General features: G+C 47.7%; 6 protein-coding genes and 1 pseudogene. 3 read left to right on the top strand and 4 right to left on the bottom strand.

What is annotated here, in order from left to right:
- Positions 1–317 precede the first annotated feature (317 nt).
- On the bottom strand, positions 318–3065 hold the full coding sequence (locus QUA77_RS11210) for a DEAD/DEAH box helicase (RefSeq protein ID WP_333450177.1): 2748 nt from the start codon (positions 3063–3065) through the stop codon (positions 318–320).
- 245 nt (positions 3066–3310) lie between these two features.
- Here QUA77_RS11210 and QUA77_RS11205 point away from each other — a divergent pair, with 245 nt between their 5' ends.
- Positions 3311–4444 carry a succinylglutamate desuccinylase/aspartoacylase domain-containing protein gene (locus tag QUA77_RS11205; protein WP_333450176.1) on the top strand — a complete coding sequence of 378 codons (1134 nt, stop codon included), beginning with the start codon at positions 3311–3313 and terminating at the stop codon, positions 4442–4444.
- A gap of 69 nt (positions 4445–4513) precedes the next feature.
- Here QUA77_RS11205 and QUA77_RS11200 read toward each other — a convergent pair whose 3' ends face one another.
- The 3 genes from QUA77_RS11200 to QUA77_RS11190 form a co-directional block, all read right to left on the bottom strand.
- On the bottom strand, positions 4514–4696 hold the full coding sequence (locus tag QUA77_RS11200; protein WP_333450175.1) for a hypothetical protein: 183 nt from the start codon (positions 4694–4696) through the stop codon (positions 4514–4516).
- Positions 4697–4888: 192 nt separating this feature from the next.
- The gene (locus QUA77_RS11195) at positions 4889–7021 is read right to left on the bottom strand and encodes a phosphodiester glycosidase family protein (RefSeq protein ID WP_333450174.1); all 2133 of its coding nucleotides are present in this window, start codon (positions 7019–7021) and stop codon (positions 4889–4891) included.
- A 133-nt stretch (positions 7022–7154) separates the two neighbouring features.
- Complete coding sequence (locus tag QUA77_RS11190) at positions 7155–12647, bottom strand: AAA family ATPase (RefSeq protein ID WP_333450173.1); 5493 nt, start codon at positions 12645–12647, stop codon at positions 7155–7157.
- A gap of 1366 nt (positions 12648–14013) precedes the next feature.
- On the opposite strand from QUA77_RS11190, the gene QUA77_RS11180 reads away from it, so the two are divergent.
- The gene (locus QUA77_RS11180) at positions 14014–18741 is read left to right on the top strand and encodes a glutamate synthase-related protein (RefSeq protein WP_333450172.1); all 4728 of its coding nucleotides are present in this window, start codon (positions 14014–14016) and stop codon (positions 18739–18741) included.
- Between the two features lie 223 nt (positions 18742–18964).
- Positions 18965–19725, top strand: a pseudogene (locus QUA77_RS29300) (IS1 family transposase).
- The last annotated feature ends 53 nt before the right edge of the window (positions 19726–19778 follow it).

Genomic DNA, 19778 nt, shown 5'->3' with positions numbered 1-19778 from the left:
AAGAAAAATTCAATAACAATTAAGAGCGATCGATCCGCACCATACAATTTTCTATCCTGTTCTGCAACCTGAATCAGGAAAATGTGCGATCGAGCGATTTTAGATTTTAGATTTTAGATTTGGGATTTTAGATTTAAATCTGGGTGTAGTCCTGATGACAGTTGACAGTTGACTGTTGAGTATTGACTGTTTGGACATTTGAACAATACCGATGCAACCGCAAACGATTTTAGATTAAAATCTGCGTGCATTTGGGTTGAAAAACCAAAAATACAATTTAGATGCGGGACAGCCAACAGCCAACAGCCAACAGTCAACTAATTTTCTGGCGTTGCAGCTTCATTCACCGGGAATCGATCGATTAACTGCATCGCCCGACAAGCATTCCTCCGCAAAGAATCCGAGACGTGAGGAACGTGAGGAATCTGAGACAAGAAATCCAAAGTCCGGCGCAAAATCCGCACCACATCCCCTTCATCCAAACTCGTATGGCTAATCAGTTCCAGCCATTCAACACCCAGAGCCCACTGTTCGACCAAAGTCACTAAATCCCGTTCCAGCCAAATCGGGATGGCAGCTTCGTGGCGGTACTGCACTTGAAACAATCGGCGGCGCAGGCCTTTTTGCAGATTGTCCAAAGGTGCCAAAACTTCTGGCGACAGCGAGTAGTGAGTCCAACTGTCCGGCCTGGAAACTTCTGTAACTAAGGCCGCGCAAGCAGCAGCGAGGTGGTGGGGGTCTAGTTCGTCAAACTCTGCAGACATCAGGGACAAACCCAGCCACAGTTCGTTATCGCCGCGAATGGCGGCGCAAGCTTGGCCCAAGACTGTGGGCACCAATCTGTCGGAGGAGTCATCTCGGTTTCCCGTTGCCGAAACTACTCTTTCCAAGCAGCCGAAATTAAGCAAGATGTCGATTAAGTTGAGAAATTGCTCCCAGTAGCGAGCTCGCTGCTTTTCTAATTCTTGTTCGCTTTTGCGGATTTCTTTTTTCAATTCTTCCCGGCGGCGCTGGCGTTTGAGCAAAGTACCGGGATTTCCCCATTCTAGAACCGGGTGAATTTCTAGCTTAGCTTCTAGGGCTGCGATTTTCTGCTGTTGCTCGATCGCCTCCGGGCTCGGTTCCGGTGTCGGCAATTGTGGGATCGATGCAGCAATTGAAGCAGTTTCTTCATTTCCCAAGCGGCACTGGCCGAGTCTCAGGGGCATTTCCGACGGCGGGTTCAAGGTATCTGCAACACTCAAGCGGGGTAATTCGGCGTGCAGGGTAGCGACATCGCTAATGGCGACGACATACCAGCGGTTATCTTTGCCCAAGCACACCAAATTTGGTGCTTGGCCGGAACCTGCGATTTTGGCAACCAATACGGCGGGTACAGGAGTTGTGTGCGATCGTTTAGCTGTCGGAACGTGCTTGCCTTTGAGGCTCAGAACCGTGCCGAGCACTGCAAAAGCCACAGCTACCGACATCTCCTTAAATCTGGCTTCTTCAGCTTGCTGCAAGAGAATTTTGAGTAAACGTTTGTCTTCTTTGAGTCTTGCCTGCAATTTTTCGTAATGGGCGAGCTCTTTTTCCAGGGTGGAGACATTTCCTCCGGCCGCCAGGGACTGTTCGAGCACCGCCAATTCTGTTTGCAGCCGGTCTAATTCTTCTTGCTGCGGCTGCAAGTACAAGGTTGACAGGTATTGACCAAAACTCCGCTCTACCAACTCTTGAGCTTCGTCGAGAGTGTGAGTTTGCAGCAAATTCAGCACCATGCCGTAGCTGGGCGTAAACTGACTGGCGAGAGGGTCGGCTTTGGCTGTTGCCAAATAAGAGGCTTCTTTTGCGCCTTCAAAGCGCGTCTGAACTGCGACGACGTGCCCCAGCTTGTCCATGCCCCGGCGACCAGCCCGACCGGCCATTTGCAGGAATTCTGAAGCGTTTAGCAGTCGGTGTCCCTTGTCGGTGCGCTTGGACAGGGTGGAAATGACTGTGGTGCGGGCGGGCATATTAATCCCGGCTGCTAGGGTTTCGGTGGCAAATACGACTTTAATCAAACCTCTGCCGAAGAGTTCTTCTACTAAACCTTTCCAAGCGGGCAAAATGCCTGCGTGGTGGGCGGCGATGCCTTTTAAAAGTGCTTCTTTTTGACCGAAGCGTTCTGCTTCTGGGTTTCGCTGTAAAAAATCGTCAATGATGCGTTTGAGTTCGGCTGTTTCGGCTTCGTTAACCAGGGAGAAATTGCCGACTTCGGCGACTGCTTGGTCGCACCCGCGGCGGCTGAAGATGAAGTAAATTGCTGGTAGCATATCTCGATCGTCCAACCGCGCCAAAACATCGGTCAAACTCGGAGTGGGGATGCTGCCTCTTTCTACTTTTTGCTGCTTCTTTTTGGGGACTAACCGGATATTCGCTCTTTTGCCGGTCTCGTCTAGCAGGGGAAATATCCCTTTTTGGTTGGCGAAGTGGAATTGCAGCGGCACTGGCCGAAAGTCTGAGTAGACGAGTTCTGTGGGCCCGTGGACTTTGTTAATCCAGTCTGTGAGTTGCTCGCTATTGGCAACGGTTGCTGAGAGGGCCAGCAGTTGAATTTCGCTGGAACAGTAGATGATGGATTCTTCCCAGACGGTACCGCGCTGGCGATCGTTCATGTAGTGACACTCGTCGAGCACCACGGTTTCGACTCCGGTGAGGGAAGTACCGACTTCTCCGATCGGCGTACCGTAGAGCATATTCCGAAATATTTCGGTAGTCATCACCAAAATCGGCGCATCTCGATTGACGGAGATGTCGCCCGTGAGCAAACCTACGTTGTCGTCTCCAAATTGACTGCGGAAGTCGCGCAGCTTTTGGTTAGAAAGAGCTTTGAGGGGAGTGGTATAGAAGACGCGCCGCCCCCTGGAGAGTGCTTGATGGATGGCGTATTCCCCGATTAACGTTTTCCCAGAGCCTGTGGGAGCACACACGACAACCGATTTACCTGCATCGAGGGCGGCGATCGCCTCTCTCTGAAAGTTATCTAGCTCGAATGGAAATATGGTCTTCAGATCCAGCTCTGGGCGGTTCTGGGCAGTGTCTGGCACAAGAATTATTATAAGGTTGCAGGATAAGTATGCTTAAATCTTGCTGAAAGCAAGTCAGCAGAGGACTGTATTGATTTTAGACCTTCGTCAGCAAATCGGCTATTAAGGAATAAGTCTGTTGGCAGTTGTCATTAGTCATTAGTCATTAGTAACAATTACCAATTACCAGTTACCTGTTTGGCCCATGCCCCATGCCCCATGCCCAATTCCCAATTCCCCATTCCCCATTCCCCGTTTCCTTCTCTATGATTCCAGTTATTTCGACTATTCCTGTGGTGCAGCTTGCTTCGGGCGATCGGCTTTCACTGCAAGTCTATCAGTTCCAAGGTGCGATTCCCGGCAAAAAAGCTTATCTCCAATCTAACCTCCACGGCGCTGAGATTAGCGGTAATGCTGTGATTTACCAATTAATTGAGTTTTTAAGGTCTTTGGACAGCAGTCAGTTAATCGGGGAAATTTGGCTAGTTCCGGTTTGCAATCCTGTGGGTGTCAGCCAGCGATCGCACCATTTTTCTCCTGGTCGCTACAATCTTTATGATGGGGTAAATTGGAACCGGATTTTCTGGGATTTTGAAAAACAAGGGGAAGATATTCTGGGTTTTGCTAAGTCTCACATCCATCTCGACGCCGATACTGTCAAATTTAATTACAGAAAAGCGATTGCTTTGAGTTTTGCGAAAGAGTTAGAAAAAATTAACGCTCCTAGCTGCCGCCCCTACAGCGAACTTTACCGATATCAGCTACAATCTTTGTGTTTGGATGCTGACTACGTGCTGGACTTTCACAGTTCTACGAATCAAAGTTTAGATTACCTTTACTGTTTTAATTCCCGCGAGGAGAGTGCAAAAGCTTTTTTGCTCGATCGCGCTATCTTGATGGACGAGTACGACGGCGATGCTTTTGACGAGGCGTTTCTCAAGCCTTGGCTGGCGTTGGAGAAGATTTTAGCAGAGTTGGGAAGTGCGATCCAATTTGATGTGGAAGCTTGGACTTTAGAATTAGGTTCGGGGATGGAAATGAATCCCGAGTCGGTGGCGAATGGCTTGCGGGGCATCAAAAATTACTTAGCAAGTAAGGGTTTATTGAAATTAGATGGATTTCCTCTCCGGGAAACTGCAGCCCATCAAGTTATTTTCACCCCCAAGAATTCGCTGAACACATACTACGCGCCGGCGGGCGGGATGATTCAAAATCGAGTGCAATTGGGGAGTTATGTCAAAAAGGGCGATCGGCTTTATCAAATTCTCAGCTTTAATAAGAATGGGGAATTTCCGAGTTTGGTTGATGTTTGTGCTGAGTCGGATCTTTTCATTTTTGATATTTCGACCAATCACTCAGTAAATCAAGGAGAGTATGTATTGTGTGTGATGGCAGATTGAGAATACCAAGAAACCGGGTTTCTTGAAGAAACCCGGTTTCTGAAAACCTATTGCTAGTCGAACCATAAATTACGATATACTCTTGAATAGCGCTTGTTTAAATTCCGCCGCATTTGTATAATAAATATCAGGATTGTCAATTAAAGCGCGATCGATAACGGTGGCTAGCGGTTGAGGAATCGCAGAAGTGCGATCGCGCACAGGAACCGCATCATTTTGTAAAACCGCCAAAAACGGGTCTTGACACTGCAAATTTCGCGGGGAATATCCCGTTATCCTCACATACAAACAAGCCGCTCGATTTGCGATTTTAGATTATAAAAACTTCTACTTCCACCCTTAGCAAGGGGGGGGACAAGAATTTGTAGGGTGCGTCAGTGTGGAGATTCTAGATTGTTGAGAAGATAACTCACACTGAGGCACCCTACAATTTAAGGTGACGGTTTATGGTTGAATGAAAATACCGATCGCATTATGAACTCTCGCAGCAGTTGACGGAGGTCGATCGAGCAAACTACCTCCCAAATACAAACTCGTCGAACTTCCCCCATCCAAATTTAAAGCCTCCACAGCACCCATTTGCTGCAAAATCTGCGCCAGTTCTGCGAAATTTGGCCCCGCCCCGCCCGCGCGATTGTGCACCGCTACAATCAGCAAATTCCCCGCAGCATTTCGCCCGATCGCACTTCTAATTGCTGTCTGTCTAACATACGCATCGCTAAACCCTTCCGCCTTAGCATCCAGCACAACTTGACTGTTTTGTACCAACACAGGCCCGCCGCCGAGAATATACGGAAAACGGTTGAAATCAGCAGGAAAAATGTTAGTTTCTAAACGCAATAAAGTGCCGATGGAGAGTTCAGATGCAGGGAAAAAATCGGAACGTAAAACCAAAATATAACCGTTAGCTGGAATGGGAAAAGTTGTTGTTCCCACCGCACCTCCGGGGGATTGGCTGACAACTCTATCGCCCCCAACTGTCACAACTATTTCATTGCCAGACAACGGAGTATAAGTTGTTCCCCAATCAGAATTGTAGCGACCGATTCCCGGTTGTACGTAAGCACTATTTAGATGAGAAACAGGCAAAAATTGATTTGCCGGAGTGATCACAGTTTCTTGCAGAGTTAAACGATCGATCGCAAATTCTCCCCGATCGTTCCAGGCGATAGCCCCCCGGTTCAATATCGGCCCAGAAAGCCATTTATTGTCCCGCCGAATTGCCCCTAAAGATAACCGATTTATCCGATTGAAAAAACCTGCATTAATCGCCGCAGCCGCACCCGACACTTCTGCGGTTTGCAATAAAGGTGCCGTGCCTTGATCGGCAGGCGGATTGCTGAGAATTGGTCGAATTTTCACACCAGCTTGACGGGGATTAACTTCTAACCAAACTACCGGAAAACGCGCGGTTCCTAAATTCTGATAGTGCTGTCGCCACTGCACACCGGGCGCCCAAAGAATGTTTTTTTCTACTAACGAATCTGGCCGAATATCGATTACTAATCGATTGGGATTTCCCAGACTGAAAACTTGCGGCCGCCAACCTAAAGGAATCGTGACTTTGACTTTGGTTTGAGCGCCGTCAGGTTCGACTTTTAGTGATAGCAATTGTTTGCTGGTTGAGAAAGTCTGCTGAATTATGGCGGGTGCGGCTTTGGCATCGATCGCGATTGACCATTCTTGACCGGCGATCGGCGCTGCGGGGGTTATTTGCAACGGGAGAGCGGGTTTGGTGGGGTCGTCTGGTGTTTCGAGGTTTGGCGCAGCGCGGAGGTTTTGTAGTGGGATAGCGGGCTTTGTGGGGTCGTCCGGGGGGTTGGGTGTGGGTGTCGGCGACGGGCTTGGTTTATTGACAAAGTTGACTTGCCAGGGAGTTGGTCGATCGAGATCTACAACAATGCGATCGCCCGATTCTATTTCTGCTTGCCGAATTCCGGTAACAGTTGCAGTTTGAGAAGTAATTTTTAGAATATTCCCATCAGCAGATATCTCCCAGCCCGCAAGTCTAGCAAAATCGGTAACATCTAAGTAACGATAGGGCCCCGTTGCCCGCGCTGCTAAGCTTTGAGCGCCGGTTAAAGATACCGAAAACCACTGCACTGGTTGTTTGGCACTGTCGGCGCTGCTAAGCAAATCCACTCCCGCACTTTGCATCAATCCAACGTCAGCAATCCAAGTTCGGAAATTCGCAGAAGTGCTGTTTGCCCGCTGCTGAGTCCAAGCTAGGGGCAGAATGCGACCGTTTAGAGAAACTTGGCGACCTTGTTTGATTGTGGAAGCTGGCGGTAGGGATTGAGTCACAAACTTAAAGTCCGACAGGGGTTGAAACCCCTGTCTCATAGCTGAAGTTCTCTCAAGAGAACTATGGCTCAATATTTCAGTCGGTTTTAACCGACTTTCGCTATCAGCCAGGGAATTCATTCCCTGGCGGGCTCTCGAAGCATGAATCAGCGCAGCCCTCTCCCCCTCTTGTGCTCTTGCGGGTTGATTCCACACTAAAGACGGGGCGATCGCCAGTACGGGTAAAATCGAGACTGAAAATATTATACGCCAATAGAAAAAGTTACCTTTCACAGCTTACAACTCACAATTTCACTTCTAAACGCCTGGGGATGTAGAAACCCGGAAAATCCGTATGTCTCTTCTTAACTAAATCCGATATTTTTGGCGAGCGCACTAATTGCCCTCAAGCCCTACTACAAAAGGCTCACCCCGGAATAGAAATCACAAACTCCGAACCCTGCCCCAAAGAAGAATTTACGAGTAACGTACCTCCATGTTTTTCCACAACAATTTGGTGTGCGATCGACAATCCTAACCCGGTTCCTTGACCCACAGGCTTGGTTGTAAATAAGTGGTTAAAGATGTTTTCCTGGACTTCCGCCGACATCCCCACTCCATTATCCTTAATCCGAATCAAAACCTGATTTTTGTCTTCGCTCAGAGCAGTTTGAACCGTGATTTGATTAGGTAGGGCTTTAATTTCACTAAAACTCCGCCCCTTATTTGACTCCTCCAAAGCGTCAATGGCATTAGCCAGCACATTCATAAATACCTGGTTTAACTGTCCGGGAAAGCATTTCACTAGGGGCAAGTTACCATACTCTCTCACCACTTCAATGGCAGGGCGCAATTCGCTGGCTTTTAAACGGTGCTTGAGAATTAGCAGAGTGCTTTCGATCCCATCGTGAATATTGAAAGAAACGGGTCGATCGCTATCTGCCCTTGAAAACGTTCTCAAACTCGTACTAATATTGCGAATGCGCTCGACTCCCTCCTTCATTGAACTAATCAATTTGGGCAAATCTTCCCGCAAATACTCCAAGTCCATATCTTCTATTTCGGCTTCAATTTCCCCTCCCGGATTGGGAAATTTTTCTTGATACAAATCAATCAAATTGAATAAATCCCCCACGTATTCTTGAGCAGGTTGCAAGTTGCCGGCGATAAAGCCTACGGGATTGTTAATTTCGTGGGCTACCCCTGCGACTAAATTTCCCAGAGCCGACATCTTTTCACCCTGCACCAATTGCAGTTGCGTCTGTTTGAGATCTTGGATAGACTGCTCCAGTTTTTGGGCATAATCCTGAGATTGTTGATAAAGCTGTTGAGATTGCTGATATAAGCGGGCGTTTTCCAGCGAGATGGCAGCTTGGGAACAGAGGATGTTGAGGAGAGCGACGCGATCGCCCGTGAATGCCCCTGTCGTCAGATTATTTTCCAAATACAGAATTGCCATCATTTTGCCTTGATGGATAATCGGAGTACATAGGATGCTCTTAGGTTGATGCTGCTTGATATAGAGGTCAGAAGCAAATATTAATTCAGTCTTGACATCATCGAAAACTAGGATTTTCTGGGTGCGTTTGACGTAATTAATGACAGTCTGGGGAATTGATTCGCTCTCCTCGATCCCAATAGTTTCTTGCAGAAGACAGCCTTGGCGATCGCTACAGTGGACGGCGATTGTCCACTTGTCGTCTTCTTTCAAAATCAATACTCCTGTTTGAGCGCCTGCATTCTGAATCGCTACTTCCATAAGGGTAGTGAGCAATTGTTCCAGCTTAATTTCGCTAGACAAAGCTTGATAAGCTTTGATAACAGTTGGTAAATCTATTACTGTGGTACTCGTACTTCCAGCAATTGTTTGGCGATGGCTAGAAATCAATGAAGTCTCATGGGAGATAGTACCTTCCTCAAACGAACGAGCTTTCTCCTGTTTGAAGATAGGAGCCAGAAGTTCGGGGTAGCGTTGTTCTAAATCGTCGATTTTTGATTTCGCTCCCCACCGAGCATAAGCATAGTAAGCATCTATTAGATATACCTGACTAACTTTTTCTTTCCCCCATGCCAAGTAAAATTTAGCAGCCAATTCATTCGCTAGAGCTTCCTCGTTGAGATAATCGTTTTCTTTAGCAAGAAAAATGGCGCGATCGTAACTCTCCATCGCCTGCACATTTTCACCCAGCACTCGGAACAGTTCGGCTTCCACTAGGTAACATTTGTGAGAGAAATTCATGGGGGCGTGATGTGCCCATTTATGAAGGGTTTCCTGGTTGCTTTTCACTTTTTGCAGATGTTCTTGTTTCTCTTCCGATGAACCCACCTCGTGACAAACTCCCAGCCGTGCTAGAGAGTCATAAAAGTAGAACATCGGCACATTGAGCATACCTGTCACCGCGTCTAAATACTGTTCGGCTTGCCGAGCATTTTCTAAAGCTTGCTCGGTTTCTCCAAATAGGTAACACACAAGCATTTTATGGAAGTACAAATAGTGGAGCCCGTTGCGATCGTTTGCTTGGATGTGAAAGGGGAGCATTGTTTCTTCATTGTAGGCATCTCCCACAAATTGACAGGGGTTTTCCGATCGCCCCAGCAGATTTAATAAAGCCTGATGAACGATTTGAGTATAATTTAACGCTGCTTCTTGTTTAAATTGAACCAGCGCCTTGCAGTAAGTCGCTACCTCCTCTTCGAGTCCGGTAATTTCCCGACCGATTAAATATGAATATTGAGAGATTTCTTTGGCTGAATATCCTAATTCTAGCTCTCCCGTTTCCAGCCCTCTCGTGTAGCCCTCTTTTAAAAGAGGGATGGTTTCTTTAACATGATGTTTACCATGTATGATGTGAACGCCTACTGTATAGTATACTTTAGTTTTTAGGTAATTAGCATTAAATAAATCCACAATATTTAACGCTAATTTTCCAAACTCAAACCCTGTTTCAATGTCTTGAACTACACCGCTTAATACCAATCCATACAAGCCGTAAGCAAAAGCAGATAAGGGAGCATTCCCATAACTAACCGACAAATGAACCATTTCGACAATAACCAGTGGCAGGAGAAGTGGAGCCGTGATGTAGGCTGGAGAAACTAAACCTGATAAAATTCGTAAGGCTGCTTGCTTTTGGAGATTTTCCATTTCTGGCAAATCAATAAAGTCCGCAACTTTTTTGCCAGCAAAAAGTGACGCCGTTTGTTCTAGTCTCTGCTGAATATCTGCCGGAGTTGGATTTTCTGGAAAGCAGATTCCCAAGAGTTTGAGAACTGCTAACCCCATTTCAACTGCTTGTTGAGGTTTGACTTGCGCCGTACAAGCAGAAAGCTCGATTTCATAAACTTTGACCTTATCCAGCAGCGTTTTGGCATGGTGCTGGACTAAAGCTGCTAATTCCTCCATTTCCTGAAAATCATAGCTCAGGTATGCAGTTTCTGCCGCTAATACGTGCAGTTCCAGGGCTGTTTCATAGTGAGTGTGCCAGCTATCGGGAGCTAGGATTTCCCTGCCAAAACTTAAATATTTGCGTGCCGCAGCATAAGCGGTAGCAGTCTTCGCCTTACGTCCAGCAATCAAATTTAACTCAGCCAGTTGATAACGCTCTGTTGGTTCGGCAATTAAATCAACACCATAATTCAACTGGTTGACTATATTAAAAATTCTCTCTTCCCTGTCTGCTGTTGGAGTATTAATCAACAAAAGTTGACCAATATTGAGGTGAGTGGATTGTTTCTGGGATTCGGGAATCAAAACGTAAGCTGCTTGCTGTACGCGATCGTGCAGAAATTTGTAATTACAGGAGTCGGGATTCTGGAACCATGAGTCAGAAGTATTGCTTTCTTCTTCTGAATTCTGATTTGTGAATTCAAACTCCTCTGAAGTGAAAAACTTATAAACTTCAGTTAGTGGGAGAATCAACCCTGCTTGCAAAGCTGGCCACAAGGTGGCTGCCGTATCTGAAGAAGATTTTTCACACACTACCGCCAGCATTTCTATATCAAATTCGTTGCCAATGCAGGCAGCTAATTTTAAAACTTCTTGCGTCTGGATGGGCAATTTTTGCAATTGAATCGCCATGAACTCGACAACATCATCTGTCAGGGCTAAGGTTCGCACGGTCGCGATATCGCACTGCCAATACCGCTCGTCAAAGTTAAAGGTAATTAGCCCATCTTCATGCAATATTTTGAGAAATTGTGTGCTAAAAAATGGATTGCCTTGGGTTTTTTGATCGACCAGTTCTGTTAAGGGCATAGCCAACGCTCTAGAACAAACTAAAGTATCGGCAATCAAACAATTCAAATTGACGCAATCGAGCGGCGCGAGGGTGATGGTATTGAGAGTAGCTCCCGTTTGTTGAATGTCGGATAATGTCACTACCAAAGGGTGTACAGGACTGACTTCGTTATCTCGATACGCTCCAATTAAAAAGAGATACCGCCGATCGCGATCGCTCGTCAAAAGTTGAATCAACTTTAATGAGGCTGAGTCAGCCCATTGCAAGTCATCTAAGAAAATGACGAGGGGATGTTCTTTGGTTGTGAAGAGTTGAATGAAGTTCTCTAATAAGCGATTGAAGCGATTCTGGGCAGCACTGCCCGAAAGCTCTGGTGCTGGTGGTTGCTCTCCGATAATCCGTTCTAGTTCAGGAATTACCTCAACGATTACCTGAGCATTTTCGCCCAATGCTGCCAGGATTTGAGTCTTCCAATGTTCAACTTTAGCATCTGTTTCGCTCAGCAATTGCTTCATTAAATCGCGAAAAGCTTGTACAAAAGCTGAGAAGGGTTGGCTGCGTCCAAATTGGTCGAATTTGCCTTTAATGAAGTAGCCTCTAGCTGCAACAATCGGTTTGTGAACTTCGTTGACGACGGCGGTTTTGCCAATACCTGAGTAGCCAGCCACCAGCATCATTTCCGCGCTTCCTGCACTTACGCGATCGAAGGCTGCTAGTAGGGAGAATACTTCGTTCTCTCTACCATATAATTTTTCGGGAATGAGGAAGCGATCGCACAAATCTCGCTGCCCTAGTTTAAAAGATGCGATTTCTCCAGTTTGTTGCCACTGGTACAAACAAGTCTCCAAATCAAACTTGAGCCCGATCGCACTTTGATACCTATCTTCAGCATTCTTCGCCATTAGTTTGCTAACAATTTCAGACAGCACCAATGGAACGCTTTTGTTAAGGTTATGGAGTGGGATTGGCTGCTTGGCAAGGTGGCAGTGTACTAACTCTATGGGATCTTCGCTTTGAAAAGGCAACTGTCTCGTCAGCAGTTCGTAGAATGTAACTCCCAGAGAGTAGAAATCCGTGCGGTAGTCAATGCCTCGGTTCATTCGCCCAGTTTGTTCGGGAGATATGTAAGGTAAAGTGCCTTCCAGGAGGTTGGGATTTTGAACTTCTTGGGTTTGGCGCGGCAACCGGGAAGCGATGCTGAAGTCAATCAGCTTAACTTGTTTGCTGACAGGGTTAATTAAAATATTGGCGGGTTTGAGGTCTTTATGGATGACGTGGTGGCGATAAAGTCCATCAAGCGAGTTGGCAATTTGAATGGCAATGGGAAGAAACTCGTTAATAGGCAACCCTTCCAGAGGTTCCTTGCTGGCGAACACTAAACTAGCGAGGTAGCTATTTAAGGAAATTCCGCCAAAGTCTTCCATCACCAGAGCATAGTGGTTATGGTAAGTCTCCAGGCTGTATGCCTTGACAGTGCCGGGGATCTCTAAGTTTTTAGTAATGACAAACTGATTGCGGAAGTGAACCAGTTCGTGGAAGCGGGGAAAGTCATTTCGCAGCAGTTTTATCACTACGGGCTGCTGATCGGAAGACCGACGGGCACGATAAACTAGAGTTCGATTGCCTGCGTATATTTGCTCGTTAATTTGATATCCTCGAAAAATATTTGTTATGCTAGCCATACCTACCTATTCCTATTGCTTCTGTCAAGCCTGAAGCTTTTTAGAGTTAATATCTACTATTTTCGCTCTATCAGCCGTACTATTCATTAATTATACTTAGTTTAATCTACTTTGTACCTCAAATTATGAAAACGCCATTTAAAAAAACAAGATTTAATATTTTAGGTAAGAGATGTTGATCAGGCAGTTAAGACTAAGGAGAAAATGAAGGAGGCTAACGCTGATTGGAATGACATCAGTTCATTGAATAGGAACTTAAGAAGCTAATGAATAGGATAAAAAGCATGGTGAAAAATCTTTGCTTAGCTAAGTCAATTAACGATGGGTAGTGGTATCGACTCCTGTTTCTGGATTGAATATTTTGCAAAAGTATTTAAGAGAGGCACGGTTGCGGTTAATCCGCAATACAACCAGCCAAGAAGGCTCTAGTTGCGGAGTCGTGGTAAAGAAAATGCTATATACCAAAACCCCTATTTGCAAGTGTGGTTGTGTATTAGCTCGCTACGAAAACGCAGCTAGAAACATCCTCCAGGAGAGGATGGGGTACGGTCGGGAAGACCGATACCTCTGGATTAAATCTAGGCAACGCTTGGGGAGAGATGAGATGTATTGAAGAAGATAAAAATCCTGCATCAGCAAATCGCCTCAACGAATCAAGAATCAAGCGCGTCTTTAGACCTGAGAGTGTCAAAAAAGTTTGTGGGTAAAAAAATACAAAATAGGCTTATGGAAAACTGTCAACCTTTTTCGGCTAGGCATCTTAGCCTGGGTTCTGGACATCGCTGATAAGACTTGCACGCAAACTCAGACTGTAATGGGTGAAATTTTATCAATTTTTTGATAAACTTGATGTTCGCGGCTTGAGAGTTGACTTCACAATAAGACAGGTTTCACCAGTTGTGAACCGCGCTGCTACATTGCACCTACCGACTGAGCGGGCAGGTGGCTTTTGTTTCTGCGGGCGCTGACGAAAGCAACTCAACAGCGCAGCAACCAAAATAACGCTAAAGTTACTATCTACCTGAGTCCGCAAGGCTACCCTTCCGAACTCGGGAAAAACCCACACAAAAAACTAGATCGTCTGCAATGTATCTAGTTGCAGGGCGGCGATCGCCCAAAGAATCACTGCTTTTTAACAGCAGGGTATTCTAGGAGACATCTCCGAGGGGATGCGAGCGAGATAATTTAAAATCTGCAAACAGGGTTTCAGTGCTAAGTACAGGCCGCATAGACGTAAATTTTTAATCAAATCAGCTTCCAACGTGCTGTCTTAAAGTTTACTAGGCTCCCACCGCTCGGCAGCCTTCTCTCTCCGAGCTATAAAAACGCATCAACCACACAATCACGGAAATAACATTCAATCAACATGGGTAACACGATCGATCCAAACAGAAACGTGCATCAAACTGAGCGAGGAACTCCATTCGCCGGCCAAAGCTGGTTAGTGGAAGAAAGAGATGCCTGCGGTGTGGGCTTTATTGCCAACCAAAGCGGTGAAGCCACCCACTCGATTATTGAGAAAGCGCTCCCAGCTTTAACTTGTCTAGAACATCGCGGCGGTTGCAGCGCCGACCAAGATTCCGGCGACGGTGCGGGTTTGATGACCGCGATTCCTTGGGAATTGCTGGATACTTGGTTTGCCGAACAGGGAATTGTGCCTCCCGCACGGGAAAACTGCGGCGTGGGAATGCTGTTTCTGTCTCAAGATAAATTTCAAGCGACTATAGCGCGGCAGGTGGTTGAGCAAGTTCTGACCGATCGCGGGCTGAAACTTTTGGGATGGCGCAAAGTTCCCATTGTACCGTCGGTTTTGGGCGAGCAAGCGCTAGAAAATCAACCTCAAATCGAACAAGTAATTGTCAGTTCACCGCAATTAGCCGGAGACGAACTTGACAGACACCTATTTCTGGCGCGCCGCACGATCGGACACGCGCTGTCAAATCGCCCCAACTTCACCCGCGAAGACTTTTATACTTGCTCTTTCTCCTGTCGCACGATCGTCTATAAAGGCATGGTGCGATCGGCCGTACTGGCAGAATTTTACCCAGACCTGAAAAATCCCGCTTATAAAAGCTCTTTTGCCGTCTATCACCGGCGCTTCAGCACCAACACCCTGCCCCGCTGGCGCTTAGCCCAGCCGATGCGCTTGCTGGGACACAACGGAGAAATTAACACGCTGTTGGGCAATATTACCTGGATGAAGGCGCGGCAAGCCAATTTAGCTCACCCGAATTGGAGTCAAGCGGATATCGACACGTTTAACCCAATTGTCAATCCTGAAAGCAGCGATTCGGCAAACTTGGACAACGTGATGGAGTTGTTGGTACACTCCGGCCGCACCCCCCTAGAATCCCTGACAATTCTGGTTCCCGAAGCCTACAAAAATCAGCCGGATTTGGCTCGTTATCCAGAAATTGTCGATTTTTACGAATATTACAGCGGCATTCAAGAACCTTGGGACGGCCCCGCACTGCTGGTATTCAGCGACGGCAAACAAGTAGGTGCTACGCTCGATCGCAACGGTTTGCGACCGGCCCGCTACTGCATTACTAAAGACGGTTTGGTAATTGTGGCTTCCGAAGCCGGAGTTGTGGATATTCCCGAAGCAGATATTGTCGAAAAAGGCCGTTTGGGGCCCGGACAAATGATTGCAGTTGACCTGCAAACTCAAGAAATTCTCAAAAATTGGCAACTCAAACAGCGAATTGCTAAGCGGCATCCCTACGGCGAATGGCTGCAAAAACACCGCGAAACCTTGGAACCGCAGCCTTTTGCCGAAACCCCAACCCTCGACTCGCAAACGCTGTTGGCAACCCAAACTGCTTTCGGTTATACAGCCGAAGATTTGGACATGGTGATCGTCGAGATGGCGAGTTCTGGGAAAGAACCGACTTTCTGCATGGGCGACGACGTTCCCTTGGCTGTGTTGTCAGAAAAGCCTCAGTTGCTGTACAACTATTTCAAACAGCGGTTCGCTCAAGTGACAAATCCGCCGATCGACCCCCTGCGCGAGGGGATGGTGATGTCGCTGACGATGAATGTGGGCCTGCGGGGCAATTTACTGCAAGCAATACCAGAAAATGCCAAGCGGCTAAAAATTGATTCCCCCGTACTCAACGACGCTGAACTGTCTTTCTTGAAAGAGCAAAAGTCTTTCCCAGCTACCGAATTGTCAACGCTTTACAAAATTGCGGCCGGGCCTAGCGGTTTGAAAACAGCAGTCGAGCAACTTTGTCAAGAGGCGGCTCAAGCGGTGCGCGAGGGTTCGAGAATTCTGATTTTGAGCGATCGAGTCTCGAAGGCAGAAGGCGAATCTTCTGTTGGATTGAGTGCAGAATGCACTTATATTCCGCCCTTCCTGGCAGTTGGTGCGGTTCACCACCACTTAATTAGCGTCGGCCTGCGGATGCAAACTTCCCTAGTTGTCGATACCGCCCAGTGCTGGAGCACTCACCATTTCGCTTGTTTGCTCGGTTACGGTGCAGTGGCTGTTTGCCCTTACCTGGCATTGGAAAGCGTGCGCGCCTGGTGGTCTGACCCCAAGACTCAAAACTTGATGCAGCACGGCAAAGTTCCCAATATTACCGTGACGCAGGCTCAAGCTAGATACCGCACAGCGGTGGAAAACGGCTTGCTGAAGATTATGTCGAAAATGGGGATTTCGCTGCTGGCTAGCTATCAGGGGGCGCAAATCTTTGAGGCGATCGGCATTGGCGGCGATCTGCTCGATTTGGGCTTCAAAGGCACGGTTTCTCGGATCGGCGGTTTGAGTGTCGCGGAACTGGCTAACGAGGTAATGTCTTTCCACAGTCAGGCTTTCCCAGAATTGGTTCTGAAAAAGCTGGAAAATTTCGGCTTCGTGCAGTACCGCCGGGGCGGCGAATATCACATGAACAGCCCGGAAATGGCCAAGGCTTTGCACAAGGCTGTGACTACTTTTAAGGCTCAGACTAACAGTAATGGCAACGGGGCCGAACCCAAAATGACACCAATTGGTGACAAAAATTCGGAAAGTGCCTACGACCATTACGAGGTTTACAAGAAACAGCTCGAAAATCGCCCGGTAACGGCTTTGCGGGATTTGCTGGATTTCCAGAGCGATCGTCCTCCGATTCCTCTCGAAGAAGTAGAATCTGTAGCAGATATTGTCAAACGCTTCGCCACGGGCGGAATGTCTCTCGGCGCTTTGTCCCCGGAAGCCCACGAAACGCTAGCGATTGCCATGAACCGCATCGGCGGCAAATCCAACTCCGGCGAAGGCGGCGAAGACCCGGTGCGCTACAAAGTGCTAAACGATGTGAGCGCGGCTGGTTTCTCACAAACGCTACCTCACTTGAAAGGTTTGCAGAACGGCGATACAGCTTCTTCATCCATTAAACAGGTAGCTTCGGGACGCTTCGGGGTGACTCCTGAGTATCTGATGAACGCCGAACAAATCGAAATTAAGATCGCACAAGGTGCGAAACCGGGTGAAGGCGGTCAATTGCCGGGGGCGAAAGTGAGCGAGTACATTGCTTATTTGCGCCGATCGAAACCGGGTGTCACGCTGATTTCGCCTCCTCCTCACCACGACATTTATTCGATCGAGGATTTGGCGCAGTTGATTTTTGACTTGCACCAAATCAATCCGAAAGCGGGAGTTTCGGTGAAGTTGGTGTCGGAAGTCGGCATCGGGACTGTAGCGGCTGGTGTCGCTAAGGCAAATGCTGATGTGATTCAAATTTCCGGCCACGATGGCGGCACCGGTGCTTCGCCACTGAGTTCGATTAAGCACGCAGGTTCTCCGTGGGAACTCGGATTGACCGAAGTTCACCGGGTGCTGATGGAAAATAAATTGCGCGATCGAGTTTTACTCCGCGTTGACGGTGGCTTTAAAAGCGGCTGGGACGTGATTGTAGGCGCTTTGATGGGCGGCGAAGAGTACGGTTTTGGCACCGTGGCAATGATTGCAGAAGGCTGCATTATGGCTCGCGTTTGCCACATGAATAGTTGTCCGGTGGGCGTGACAACTCAACAAGAACACTTGCGGAAACGGTTCCCCGGAACGCCGGAACACGTTGTTAATTTCTTCTATTTCGTAGCACAAGAAGTGCGGAGTTTGCTGGCGAAATTGGGTTATAAGTCGATCGCAGATATCATCGGCCGCGCGGATTTGCTGAAAATGCGCGATGGGGTGCAACTAACTAAAACGCAAGCAATTAATTTGGATTGTTTGACCAAGTTACCGGATACTAAGAGCGATCGATCTTTCTTGATCCACGGCGACGTACATACCAACGGGCCTGTGTTAGACGACGATTTGCTCGCGGATGCTGAGATTAAAAGTGCGATCGCCAATCACGGTACTGTTAGCAAGAATGTAAAATTGGTGAATACCGATCGTACTGTAGGCGCACGTTTGGCAGGTGCGATCGCACAGCAACACGGCAACACCGGCTTTAGCGGTCACATCACCCTCAACTTCACTGGTAGTGCGGGCCAAAGCTTCGGCGCGTTCAATTTGCCGGGGATGACGCTGGTACTGTCAGGCCAAGCCAACGACTACGTTGGTAAAGGGATGCACGGCGGCGAAATCGCGATCGCACCGCCGGCTGGTGCGACTTATGATGCTTCCGAAAATGCGATCGTCGGGAACACTTGTTTGTACGGTGCGACGGGGGGAACTCTGTTGGCTGCGGGTAAAGCTGGCGAACGGTTTGCGGTGCGTAACTCAATGGCGAAAGCTGTGATTGAAGGTGCGGGCGATCACTGCTGCGAGTACATGACTGGCGGCGCGATCGTGGTGTTAGGAAAAGTCGGGCGGAATGTCGGCGCTGGAATGACTGGCGGCTTGGCTTATTTCCTCGATGAAGATGGCAGTTTCCCGGCTCATGTCAACGGGGAGATTGTGAAGATGCAGCGCGTTTGTACGGCCGCTGGGGAGGCGCAATTGAAGGAGTTGATTGAGGCTCAGCGCGATCGAACGGGCAGCAAGAAAGCTGATAAGATTTTAGCAAATTGGTCGGAATATTTGCCTAAGTTCTGGCAAGTTGTGCCGCCGAGTGAAGCTAATTCCCCCGAGGCTTCGGAACAAAAGATTGCTGTGGAAGCGTAATTTTCCAGTTGGTTAAATAGATGAGGGGCAACGCGAGTTGCCTCTTTTTTAATCTACTTAGAGCTTGCGGAATAATCGATCACTTTCCCAAGAGCAAGAGTGCTCTATAGAAGCTGTTGTGACTTTAAATAGGGTATGATAAAAATTTAGTTTAGTCAATCAATACAAAAATGGGTAGTGCTATTTTGTAAAGGATAGAGAAAAATAGTTAGCATGGAGTTGTATGTCTCACTTTTGCGCCGTGAAACTTTACCTACTCTGCCCAAGCTGTGGTTCGGATGACATCATGAAGAACGGCACGACCCGCCGAGGAAAACAAAACTACAAATGTCGTGATTGTGGTCGTCAATTCGTTGAGAATCCGCAGTGGAAGCCGATTGACCCAGACCGTAAAGCGATGATCGATCGCTTGCAAAAGAGAGAAACTTCCCCTAGCCGGAATCGCCCGTGTGATGGAAGTGTCGGAGGACTGGTTGCAAGGATATGTCAACGCTTGCTACGCTGCGCCGGGCCGCAACAAGTGCAGGTAAAGCCCAAAACCCAGGGACAACTAGCGGTGCAGATGGATGAGTTGTGGTCCTTGGTGGATGATAAAGGGAACAAGCAGTGGGTGTGGCTTGCCCAAGATGTCACAACCCGTGAGATTGTCGGTTGCTATATCGGCGATCGTTCGCTTGGATGCTGCCTCGGGCATTATGGGCCTCGCTGCCGCCTGTGTACCGATAATGTGCCGTCATCTATACCGATTACTGGCAGGCCTATGAAACAGCACTGTGATCGCAAACGTCCGAAAAGCCGTAGGCAAGGACAGTGGATTGACCAGTTACATAGAACGATTCAATAACACGAAAGCGGCAACGAGTGTCACGGCTAGTAAGAAGGACATTATCGTTCTCTTTGAAGTTAGACAATCACATTGGCGCAATCGGGAATTTCATCCATCACTACAATGCACTGATTCGTTCTGAGCCTTCGAGTTGTTGAATATGTCTGCTTTTTCTCTATCCTTTACTAAATAGGACTACCAATTGCCAAAG

The sequence above is a fragment of the Microcoleus sp. K5-D4 genome, assembly GCF_036704575.1.
Taxonomy (GTDB): domain Bacteria; phylum Cyanobacteriota; class Cyanobacteriia; order Cyanobacteriales; family Microcoleaceae; genus Microcoleus.
This window is presented reverse-complemented; position numbering and strand designations above follow the sequence as displayed.

Bases quoted from the DNA above. Each gene is read 5' to 3' on its own strand.
- QUA77_RS11205 (WP_333450176.1), top strand. From the start codon at position 3,311: ATGATTCCAGTTATTTCGACTATTCCTGTGGTGCAGCTTGCTTCGGGC.
- QUA77_RS11190 (WP_333450173.1), bottom strand. From the start codon at position 12,647: ATGGCTAGCATAACAAATATTTTTCGAGGATATCAAATTAACGAGCAA.
- QUA77_RS11180 (WP_333450172.1), top strand. From the start codon at position 14,014: ATGGGTAACACGATCGATCCAAACAGAAACGTGCATCAAACTGAGCGA.